General features: G+C 52.4%; 8 protein-coding genes. 2 read left to right on the top strand and 6 right to left on the bottom strand.

Annotated elements, in window-relative coordinates; all coding sequences use genetic code 11:
• Positions 1-65: 65 nt before the first annotated feature.
• Entirely contained in the window at positions 66-1478 is a 1413-nt protein-coding gene (locus MRY86_RS21520) for a hypothetical protein (protein WP_293570012.1), read from the top strand.
• Here the strand turns inward: MRY86_RS21520 and MRY86_RS21525 are convergent.
• From MRY86_RS21525 to MRY86_RS21535, 3 genes are read right to left on the bottom strand one after another with little or no spacing between them, the layout of a single operon-like run.
• Entirely contained in the window at positions 1455-2255 is an 801-nt protein-coding gene (locus tag MRY86_RS21525; RefSeq protein ID WP_293570014.1) for an ion transporter, read from the bottom strand. The two genes, MRY86_RS21520 and MRY86_RS21525, sit on opposite strands and share 24 nt — an antisense overlap.
• Before the next feature lie 17 nt (positions 2256-2272).
• Positions 2273-4750, bottom strand: coding sequence for a primosomal protein N' (priA, locus tag MRY86_RS21530; protein WP_293571923.1), 2478 nt, complete (start codon positions 4748-4750; stop codon positions 2273-2275).
• A gap of 36 nt (positions 4751-4786) precedes the next feature.
• A complete protein-coding gene (locus MRY86_RS21535) occupies positions 4787-5587 on the bottom strand; it encodes an SH3 domain-containing protein (protein WP_293570018.1) in 801 nt (266 codons plus the stop codon).
• 145 nt (positions 5588-5732) lie between these two features.
• On the opposite strand from MRY86_RS21535, the gene MRY86_RS21540 reads away from it, so the two are divergent.
• Positions 5733-9755, top strand: coding sequence for an ATP-binding protein (locus MRY86_RS21540; protein ID WP_293571925.1), 4023 nt, complete (start codon positions 5733-5735; stop codon positions 9753-9755).
• 147 nt (positions 9756-9902) lie between these two features.
• Here MRY86_RS21540 and MRY86_RS21545 read toward each other — a convergent pair whose 3' ends face one another.
• The 3 genes from MRY86_RS21545 to MRY86_RS21555 form a co-directional block, all read right to left on the bottom strand.
• The gene (locus MRY86_RS21545) at positions 9903-10271 is read right to left on the bottom strand and encodes a spore germination protein GerW family protein (RefSeq protein ID WP_293571927.1); all 369 of its coding nucleotides are present in this window, start codon (positions 10269-10271) and stop codon (positions 9903-9905) included.
• Positions 10272-10283: 12 nt separating this feature from the next.
• On the bottom strand, positions 10284-10829 hold the full coding sequence (locus MRY86_RS21550) for a hypothetical protein (RefSeq protein ID WP_293571929.1): 546 nt from the start codon (positions 10827-10829) through the stop codon (positions 10284-10286).
• A gap of 81 nt (positions 10830-10910) precedes the next feature.
• A partial coding sequence (locus tag MRY86_RS21555) for a hypothetical protein (RefSeq protein WP_293571930.1) occupies positions 10911-11541 on the bottom strand: 631 nt, incomplete at its 5' end.

Here is an 11541-nt window from a genome sequence, read left to right on the forward strand (position 1 = left end):
CCAGGGATAGAGCTTATTTTTACCTGTCCGCTTATCGGGCTGGCCTTAGTCTAAAATAGCTAAGTATGGAGCAAACCTCTTTAATTCAACTGCTCAGGTTACTGGATACCCGTACGCGCACGCGCCTGAAGCACTACGTACATTCCCCATTTTTCAACCGCCACGAGGGGCTCAAACGCCTGGCAGACTGGATACTGGGCTTTGCTCCTGAGTTTAAGCACCCTCACCTGACGAAAGAAAAGGCATGGCTGGTGGTAGCCCCTGGCAAACCTTATGACGCCCTTAGGGTGAACAATCACTTGTCCAACCTTACTCAACTGGCTTATGGCTTTTTGGCACAATTAGAGTTGGAAAAGCAGCCGGCTTTAAAGCAAATTTGGGCGCTTCAGGGGCTACAGGAGCGTCAGGCAGACACCTTGTTAGACCGCAATCTCCGGCGGGCAGATCAGCTTTTAGAGCAGGCGGATGCGCGCAGTGCAGATTACCGGTTGTTGTCTTGGCAGTTGCAGGCAGTAAAAGACCGGGCTGCCCTATATCGCCAGCAACGAAAGTACTCGCCCTTCCTTCAGGCTCAGAATGATGAGCTGGATGCGTTTTTCTGGTGCAGCAAGCTCCGGCTGGCTTGCGAAATGGTGAGCCGGAGCGGTGTCATTCAGACCGGGTATAAGGCTACCTTTCTGGACATTCTAAAGCAGGGGGCTACCGCCACGCCCGTTTTGTCTGAAAACCCGGTGGTACAGCTGTACCTGGCTGCCCTGAAAATGCTGGAGGAAGGGCAGGAAGCAGACTACGAAGTCTGTTCAGCGCTCTTGCAACGCAACCGGCACTTAATTTCCATTGAAGAGCGGTACAATCTTTACCATTACCTGCTTAATTTTTGCATCCGTCAGATCAATTCCGGAACGCATGGTTACTACCGGCAGGCCTTCAGGCAATATCAGAATATGTTGAGGGATGAGGTACTGCTCATCAACGGGGCCTTATCGCAGTGGTCTTTCAAAAACATCATCACCACCGGTATTCGGCTGGGGGAGTTGGAATGGGTAAGTCATTTTATGGAAACCTATCAGGTTTGGCTGCCGGAAGAGGACCGGGTCAATGCCCTGGCTTTCAATCGCGCCGCGTTGCACTATGCCCGGTCAGACTACGGGGCTGCACTTACGGCATTGCAGGCAGTGGATTTCACCGATGATGCGTATTACCTGGGCGCCAAAATCATACAATTGAAGAGTTATTTCGAGTTGAGGGAGTCAGCTGCCTTTTTCGCACTCATCCAATCCTTTGAGCAATATCTGCGTCGGAACCCTAGGCTGTCAGATTACCGGCGGACCGCAAATCTGAATTTCCTGCACCTGGTCAGGAAGGCCTTTGAGTTGAAGCCGGGCACTCGGGAGGCCGCACTATGGGTAACGTCCGTTCAGCAAACTTATCCGCTGGCCAACAAAGACTGGCTGCTACAAATCCCCACCTCCCGCTAAATCCTTCCCACAGTGTGGGCAGGCCGTCTCCTCCTTTTTTGACAGTTCCTCCGAAAAGCCAGAGGCGAGGATGCCAGTGGGCAGTGCAAACAGCCCGATGCCGATGACCGCAATTATGCCGCCCAGCAACTTGCCCAGGGCAGTGACTGGGTACACATCTCCGTAGCCTACGGTCGTGAGGGTCGCAATGCCCCACCACATGGTCTCGGGTATGCTGGAGAAGGCCTCTGGTTGGGCTTCGTGCTCAGCGTAGTACATAAGGGTGGAGGCGAGCAACAAAAGTAGCGTGGTGAAAGTCAGGGAGATGCCGAGTTCTTCCCGCTTGTCGCGGAAGACGATGCTGATGTGGTGCAGGGCTTTGGTGTAGCGGGAGATTTTGAATAACCGCAACAGCCGGAATAACCGCAGCGTCCGTGCAATACGGAAATCAAAGCCGAGCAGGGGCAAGTAAAAGGGAAGCACGGCCAGAAGGTCAATCAGGGCAAGGGGTGTCAGAGCGTAGCGGAGGTTGCCGGTGAAGGGCTTGCGGTATTTCGGAGCGGCATTGGCAGACCAAACCCTCAGCACATATTCTACCGAGAAAATGATCACCGAAATGAGTTCGAAGTAATAGAAAAAGGTGGCATGTTGCTGGTAAATGGGCTCTACCGTTTCCAGAATCAGCGCCAGGGCATTCAGGCTGATCAGGGTGATGAGCAGCATGTCTACCCACCAGCTCAGGTCTCCCTTTTTCCGGGAGATGTTTAGGATTTCATAAGTTTGCTGTTTCAGGCTCATGTCCATTGTTTTTGATATCAGTACGGGTCTACGTCCACGCTCACCCGCACATTGCTCAGCCCTTTGGCTTGGTTGAGGTATTCAGTAGCTTCCCGGATGCTGGCCTTGGCATAAGCCAGCTTTTTGGGGTCTTTTGGTACCTTGATCATAAAATCCAGCAGGTAGTAGCTTCGTATCCTCGACACATAAGGTACCGCCGGGCCCATGGCCCAGTCGCCCAGCCGCTTTTTCAGCACTTTTTCGAATAGCTTGGCTCCATCGTTGACGGTAGCGGGCTTGGTGTGCTTAAGCGTGATGCGGATCAGGCGCACATAGGGCGGGTACTGGAATTGATTGCGCTCCATCATTTCCCGGGTGAAAAAGCCGGGATAATCTCCGGCCAAGACTTCCCGCAGCACCGGGCTTGTGGTATTGAAGGCTTGTATGATGACCTGTCCGCGCTTGTGCTTGCGCCCGGCCCGGCCAGCCACCTGCAACATGAGCTGAAAGGCCCGCTCCCCCGCCCGGAAATCCGGGAACTGCAACAGCTGATCCGCACTAAGCACGCCCACCACTGCGACCTTCTCAAAATCTAGCCCCTTGGTCACCATTTGTGTGCCCACAAGGATGTCGGTACGGCCTTCCTCAAAATCATTGATAAGCCGGGCGTGGGCATGTTTGCCGCGCACCGTGTCGAGGTCCATGCGAGCTATGCGTGCCTCCGGCAGGTAAATCTTAAGCTCATCCTCAATTTTCTCGGTCCCAAATCCTTTAATGACCAATTTTTTATCGCCGCAGGCCGGGCAGGCCGAAGGCAGATTGGTTTGATAGCCGCAGTAATGGCAGCGCAGGTTGTTATGGTATTTGTGGTAGGTCAGGCTCACATCGCACTGAATGCACTCCGCATGCCAGCCGCAGGTGGTGCAGCGGTAGGTCGGGGAATAGCCGCGCCGGTTTTGGAACAAAATAGCTTGTTGCCCCTGCTCCAGCGTGGTTTTCAGGGCATCGATAAGCACGGAGGTGAAGTGGGATTGCAATTTGCGCTCCTTTAGTTCCTGCTTGGCATCCACAATCCTGATTTCGGGCAGTTGCAGCCCTCCGAAGCGCTCCGGCATTTCCACCAGCCGGTACTTGTCCTTTTTGGTATTGGAAAAGGACTCCAGCGATGGCGTGGCGGTGCCCAGAATGACCTTTGCACCGTGCAGATGCGCCAAAAAGACAGCGGCATCCCGGGCATTATACCGCGGGTTGGGGTCGTATTGCTTAAAGGAAGGGTCATGCTCCTCGTCGACCACAATGAGCCCCAGCTTGGAAAAAGGCAGAAAAAGGGCTGAACGTGCCCCCAGAAGCACGGGCTTGCCGTTGAGCACGCTATTCCAAAGCTCCACCCGCTCGTTGTTGTTGAGGCGGCTGTGGTAAACGGTAATATCATCCCCAAAAACTCGCTCCAGGCGGGAAACGATCTGCGTGGTCAGGGCAATTTCCGGCAATAGGTACAAAACCTGCTCGCCCCGGTCGATGGCTTCCTGAATCAGCTCAATGTACACCCGGGTCTTGCCACTACCGGTCACCCCATGCAGCAATACCGGTTTGTTGTCTTCAAATCCGGCGCGTATTGCTGCCATGGCTTGGGTTTGTTGATCAGAAAGGGTACTGGCTTCAATGGTCGTTTCTTCATACCCGCCAATTCGGCTCACCTCATGCTCATACAGTTCAAAAATGCCTTTTTTCTCAAGGGCCCGCAGCACGGTGCTGTCTACACCCGCTTTGTCATAGACATCTTGTTTGCGTACATGGTCCAGCCCTCTTGAAATCTGAACGTAGGCCATCAGTGCTTCCACCTGACGGGTAGAGCGGCTCAGTTTGGCGAAAGCTTCCTCCAGCAGTTTGGGCTGAGAAGCATAGGGGTCCTGCAGGCGGACACAGCCTATGGTCTTGGGCTTGTACTTCTGTTTGAGGTCTTCCTTGAGGTAAAGAATGCGCTTGTCGAGCATCCGGCGGATGAGCGGGTAGACCGTTTTGCGCTGAAGAATACCGCGCACATCATCAATCGTAATCTCTTTCTGAATGGTCAGGGCTTCGGCAATAAGGTATTCCTGGTCATTGAGATCGCTGAAGTCCTGCCCGAAGAGGGGGCTGAGGCTGAGAATTGTCTCACTGCTGAGCTTGAGGTTGGCCGGCAGAGCTGCATTCATCACTTCACCCAAGGTGCAGAGGTAATAATCTGCAATCCAGCGCCAGAGCCTGACCTGTGTTTCGTTGACGATTGGTGATTCATCAATAACGGACAGGAGCAGCTTGGGTTGATAGGCTTCCGGAGGAGTATTGGTGACCTCCAGGATAAGAGCACTGTACCGTTTGGCTTTTCCAAACTCCACTTCTACCCGTTTGCCGAAGTCGACTTCCGGCACCAGGGGCTCCGGTACTTCATAGGTAAACGTTTTAGGTACCGCCAGCGGAAGGATGACCGTGACGTAGGTTTGTGTGGCCGTTGCCGGGTGTAGTTGTTCTTCCAAAGGGATTGCGTTTGATGGGAAGGTAGCCAATTTAGGTTACTCTCCGTAGATCAACTGTGTCATTGCCCATTGCTGTGGCCCTGTTTTTTCAAATTGGGCGCGGTAGCCGGTAGGGCGTGCCACAAATTTACCATATACAAACCCCACTTTCCCCCCGGATAGTTCAATTCGGCACCAGGGGTGGGTTTCCCCGCCGATCACTTCGGTCTGATTGGTCGTTTCGAGGTACTGGACTAATTCGTAGGAAATGGTTTTGACGATATCGCTGCTGAGGTTTGGCGCACTGCGTATGCGTACACCACTGCCCGTGATAGCGGCGTACTTGTTTTTGGGAAGTGCCTCCGGCCAGGTGGCAGCGTAGTAGGGGGCTGTGAATGCCTGGCCGTTGTCGCTAAAGGTGCCCCCGGCTTTCAGCAGCTCCTCCAAAATGGGCCAGATAGGGAGGCTGTCGGCGGCGGTAGGGGTAAGCCCGTAGCGGCTCACCAGGCCCGCTACGCCCGGTTCTTTTGCTCCTGAAACCTTGATGTCTTTGTCCACGGCATCCAGCAGCGCAAAAACATCGCGTTGCTGCACGGCTTGCAGCAATTGCTCCCGGAAAACGAAGAAGGCCGTATCCATTGGGGCTTCGTCCACCGGATAAAGTTTATGGCGCTCCTGCACTTGTTTTGCAGGCAGCGTATCGGTTTGCATGGAACGGTACTGCCGGTATAGTTGGCGCAGGGAGTCGGAGGGAATACGGCTGACGGTTTCGGTGGCGGTGTCAGCCGGCGGGGCATCACTCTCACAGCCGTAGCCGAGAATGAATAAAAAAATAAGGATGATCGTGCAGCCTCTCATGGTGGTTGGTTTCCGTTTACTGGATATTTGCTAACTCCTAAAGTTAAAAGATCATTTGCGGATTCAGCGCATCGGGCAAACAGTGATTTAGGATTAATGGGCCTCAGGCATTCTTATTTTTTAGTTATTTCTTGCAAATAAGCCCATGGAGTTCGATATTACAGGTCTGTACGGAGGCACCTCTGACAAAACCCTGGATATGCGCAGCCCGTTAATTATACTTTTATTTTTTCTCCTCTCCCTTTCGGGGAGCTCCTTGTTGGCACAGCAGTATAAGGTGTTTAGTTACAATGAGCTGGATGGCATGCAAAACACCCTGATCAAAGCCACTGCTGTAGATCCGTTTGGGCTGATTTGGCTGGCCACGGATGGGGGGCTCATCCGGTACGATGGGCATCAGTTTAATACCTTCCTTGACAAGATTCCCACGCCCTTTATCAAAGATGTTCAGCTGGTAGGGGAACGGCTTCTGGCTTCCACTGACGAGGGCTTATATTGGGTAGAGCCTTCCCTGCAGTCCGCTGTCGTCCGGAAAGCTTTTCCTGACCAACCTATCCGGCTGACTAAAAAACTATTCAAAGATGAACAGGGGCGTATTTGGGGCAGTAACAATAACAAAGTTTTCTGTGTAGAAGGGAAGGCGATGAAAATCCACCCCTTCAGCGCGGAGTACCATAGTGATGATTTCACCCTGTCATTTAGTTTTGCTGAAGATGGCTGGGGGCATTTATTCACAGTGTCCAAGAACGGTGCCCTCTTCCGGTATGAGGAGGACAGTGATACGTTCTCCGGCCCGCTGCACCGATTCCCGGTAGGAGCTAATGCGGCATTGCAGGTAGGCCGTGGAAAAATCTGGGTCGCCACTTATGACGGGATTTATCAGGTACTTCTAAGTGAAGCGGGCAAGCTGGAGGGCGTAGAACGGCTTAACAGCCTGGGTCCCATCGCCATGCAACGGCTTGGCAGTGGGCATGTAGTGGCTGCCGTGCGCAATGACGGTATTTTTCGATTAGATAAAAGCGGGCAGGCTAAAGCGCTCGAGCAGGATTGGGAGGTCTCCTCTTTTTCTTCCTTAACGGAAGGGATGAACGGAGACCTGTGGGTCGGTACCGATAACGGGTTGCTGCTGCTCAAGCCAAAGTCATTTGAATTGGCTTTCCCCAGTCAGCTCAACAACCGCTACATTCAGAATATCACCCACTTTGAGGGGATGACGTACCTCTCCGATGGGGGGCAGGTATTTGCCACCCCTACCAACAGGAGTGAAAGCAATCGCCTTCAGCCCTTTTTTAGGCCACCCTTCGAGGTATACACCATGGCAGCAACGGCTTCCGGGTTATGGATGGGCGGAGCCGGAGGCCAAGTGCTGAAGCTTGATTGGGAGAAGCGTTCCCAGCAAACCTACGACCTTTCGGGTTACGGCAGGGAGGTGTTCAATATGACTGTTGATCAGAGGGGCAGGTTGTGGGTCTGTCAGGCTCAGTCCAAAGGGCTGCTTTGCCTTGGCAAAAATGGCCGCGTGGAGGTGTATCAGGATCAGGGGGACGGTTGGCCTGATAATCCGGAGGCTATCCTTTTCAATCCTCAGGACGAGCAATTGTACGTTGGAGGAACGCGTGCAGAAAAGCCGCTTTTCCGGTTTGACGAGGCACAGGGGCGCTTTATTCCGGTAGAAGGCCAGCTGGAGGTAGACAAGGAACAGGATTTTCGGGTTATAGACTTGAAGCATAGTGAAGATCACGGGCTGGTGCTGGGGGCTTCGCTTGGTTTGTTTTGTTACACAGATGAAGGCTACTCGGCTGTATCTCCTGAAAAAACTAATGGCATATCTGTTTCTGCGCTCTCAATCGGAGCGGATAACGAGATTTGGTTTGCTACTGCAAATGGGCTAAACCGGCTGGAGGACAGTGTGCTGCTTACCTACACGACCATGCACGGGCTACCTTCCAAAGCCATTAACTGGCGTAGCATCAGGGCTGATAGCTCAGGGGGTATATGGGTGGGCACGCCCAACGGGCTGGCTATTTCAGTTCAGCCTATGCCTGACAACACCACGGGGCAGCCACTGCTGCTACAGGTAGAGTCTTCTAAAGGGGTGGTTTACGAAAAGGCCAGCAACCGCTTTGAAGCAGATATAGATGATTACCTTTCGGTGCGCTACCTCAGCGTAGGCTATCCTTCCACTTTGACAGAATATCGCATCCAAATATCAGGAGGGCAGGAAGCGCCCCGTACCATCTACACCCGCGATAACGAATTGTCCTTTTCTGACCTCAGCAAGGGCGTTTCCGAGATCACAGTTCAGGGCCGTCAGTCTTCTGCTCACCGTTGGAGTGAGCCCTTAAAGTTTTACCTGCAAATATCGACGGTCTGGTACAAGTCTTTGTATGGTGTACTGGGCATACTTGCTGCTTTGGGCGTAGTGGTGTTTTTTGTTAATATGGTGCGGCAGACCCACTACGAACGGCAAAGCAAACGCCTGAGCCAGTACAATCAGGAGCTGGAAAAGAAAGTGGAAGCGGGCCGGCAGGACTACCAGATGCTGGTCAACTATATTGGGGATAGTGTGCTGAAGGTCAATACGGAAGGCGAAGTGCTTTATACCTCGCCCAGCTGGCTGGACAACTACGGGTATACTTCCGAAGAGACCGATGGGCACCGCTTGTCCTTGTTCCTGCACCCGGAAGATATTGAGAAAACTATCCTCGCCCTGGAGGCCCTGAAAGAGGATGACGCGCAAAGTTCGTTCGAGCTGGAACACCGCTTTAAACACCGCAATGGAGAATGGCTTTGGGTGGAGACCAAGGGGGAATTGGAGCCCCGCTCCGGAGAAATTGTACTGATCAGCCGGGAAATTACGGAGCGCAAGATTTCTGAGCAACGCCTGCAGAGTCTGACGCAGATGCAGAAAATCCTGATGGATATCTCATCCAAGTATATCAATCTGCCGCTTGGAGAGGTCGCTTCTGCTATTAATATTTCCTTACAGCAGATGGGCGAGTTTGTGGATGCTGACCGGGTCTACATTTTTGACTATCACTTCGAGCAGGAGATTTGCACCAATACTTACGAATGGTGCCGGGATGGCATAGAGCCTGAGCTCGATAACCTGCAGGAAGTGCCTTTGGAAATGTTGCCTGATTGGGTGGATACGCACACCAAAGGACTGCCAATGTATATTCCGGATGTGTTCGATTTGCCGAATGATTCAGGTGTCAGGCAGGTATTGGAACCACAGGGTATAAAAAGCCTTCTGGCGGTGCCGCTCATGAACAACGAAACCTGTATCGGTTTTGTAGGCTTCGATTCGGTCCGGCACTGGCATCAATACACCCAGCGTGAAATTACCCTTTTGAAGCTTTTCGGCCAGATGCTGGTCAATATTCAGATGCGTACCCAAAAGCAGAGGGACCTGGAGCAACTGCTCGAGAAAACAACCGATCAGAATGAGCGCCTTCGGGAATTTTCCTTCATGACCTCCCACAATATCCGGGCTTCTGTAGCCAATCTTCTCGCGCTTAACGAAATGATCAAAGCAGAACCCGATAACCGGGAATACCTTGAAATGCTGGAACTAACGACTAAAAAGCTGGATACGACGATTTCAAATATCAACCATCTGCTGAATTTCGAGAAGGAAATAAACCAAAAGGAAAAGGAAAGCTGTAACCTGTCCGAAACAATAAGCAGAGTTGTGGACCTCAATAATCAAATCATCAAAAAGCACGGTGTGGAGGTGTCTGTAAACGTGCCCGAAGATATCAGGGTGAGTGCTATTCCGGCCCACTTAGACAGCATCTTCCACAACCTCCTGACCAATGCGATTAAGTACGGGACTACTGAGGCCTCCAAGAAAATTCTGATCAATGCAGTTGTAGGCAAGGGTAGAGCGGTGGTCGCTGTCCAGGATTTTGGCTTAGGTATTGACTTAGAGCGGTTCCGCGACCGGCTCTTCCAGCTGGGCTCCCGGTTGCATGTGGCAAGTGCAGAAGGGCAGGGTTTGGGCCTGTTTATGACCAAAAACCAGATTGAGGGCCTGGGCGGGCAGATAGAGGTGGAAAGCGAAGTGGGCAAGGGCACCACCTTCCGGGTAACCTTGCCCGTAAAAGCTGCTGACCTTGCCACTCTCAACACTACAACGGCTTCTTCCGGTGAGGAGGCAGATTAAGAATTAAATAGTGGGGCAATCCCGAGAATTATTGGGACCAATTGCTTTGGTAGCTTTAGCCTTGATAAGTCCCAAAACCCGCCCGATGGGTGGTTTTTGTCCCTCATCAAAGCAAAACCCAATTGAAAAACTTTTTTTCGAGAAACCCTAAACTGCATTAGCGCCATCTTTTTGCGCCGCAAAATACTTCTCCATTAGTTCCGGCGCTTTTTCAAACGCACTGGCCAGCCCGCTTTTCTCCCGGGTAGGCAAGAATTGGATTGCTTCTCCTCGGGTAACGAGGAAGCCGATTGGCTCCATGCCCATACCGCCGCCTACGCCCATGCCTTCACCCCGACCTTCTTTGGGGCTATTGCCTTCTCCGCCGCCAGAGCCGAAGCCCATGCCTACCCGCATAACGGGTACACAACTATACTCGCCCAGTTGGAAAGCCTGTCCAATAATTGTTTCTGTTTTGGCCTCAGATTTGAGGAAGTCGGTGATTTGAGGGAGGACCTCTTCGAAATTGATTTTCATGATTAAATAGGTTTATTTACGAGTGATTTGACTTTTGATCGTAGCTGCGCCGAGCCACCAAAGCCGGTTGCGCAGGTGAAACGCCAACGCATTCCTGCCTTCAAAATTCACAGTGATATAGCGTTGCAGAATAGGGAAAATGCCTAAAGGAATGTACAACCAGGCATTCCAAACGTAATCATCGGTATCCAGCTCCAGGCGGCAGGTTTTAACCTTGAATGTTTTCAGGAGGTGGCGCATCAGGCGATAAGGAAAGCCTTTTTTGCGGTTGCCCTTTTTGCCTGAGGGCTTATTGGGCTGTGCAGCTCGTCGGCTTTGCTTCCCTGCTGACCGTCCGGCTTTCTCTACCAGGTCTTCCAAAGACCAGTACCAGCAAAATGGACCGACCCGCAATTGGACCAGAGGACGGTCGGTACCGGGAGATAAAGTCACTTTTCCTATCCATCCCCAGCGTAGTTGGTAGCAGTTTTGGTAAGAGTTGAGCACCAAATCAATAGGCGCCAGCAGCAGATAGACCAAAAATGCCAATATGATAATAGTGACAATCAGCAGGGTCATGACGTATTGTTTTCACTATTAATCTCCCTGTAATTCATGAAACGAGCAAGGGGATAAATCAGGGAAAAGTAGTGATAAATGTCAGTTGCGCTTATGGTCCGAACGGGCAATCCGAAGCAGAAAAAAACCGGTGACAGCTCCCACGCTCAGCCCTCCGGTAATACCGCCCAGCGCACCCGCCAGCAGGATAAGTGGCCAGCCTGTGCTGGTATCTGGCCAGCTCGCGCCAAGGAAGATGAACACCATGCCCACTGCCCAGCCTAGTGCATTGGCGGGGATCCAAAGCATGGCCTCTTTGCGCAGCCCCTTGAGTGTCAGCCACTGGAAGTAGCCGAATAAAGCACCGAGTAGCAGCCCCATCAAAGCTGCCATACTGTAGAAAATGAGAGGAGCAGGTTCCATGCCGGGATCGGTAGCGCCATTCTCTGTTAGAAAAAGGGAGGGCAGCATGCCCAGCATCCAGGCACTGATGGCAGCGGCAATGGTATAGGCCAGCCACTGCTTCCAGGCAATTTCCGGGAAAATTTTGCCGATAAGGCGATACTGGAAGTAAGCGAGGATGCTGCCTTCCAGGGCACCAGCGAGGAGCATAAAGAACAAGTTGAGCAGGCGGTCGGAATTACTCGCCGGTTCCCCCAGCAGCAAACGGTGAGCAATAGCGATACCTGCGGCTGCTGTGATGCCCAGAAATTCTCCCGTGCCGCAGGCAAAC

Origin of the sequence: Phaeodactylibacter sp. (assembly GCF_022763345.1) — a bacterium.
GTDB lineage: Bacteria > Bacteroidota > Bacteroidia > Chitinophagales > Saprospiraceae > Phaeodactylibacter.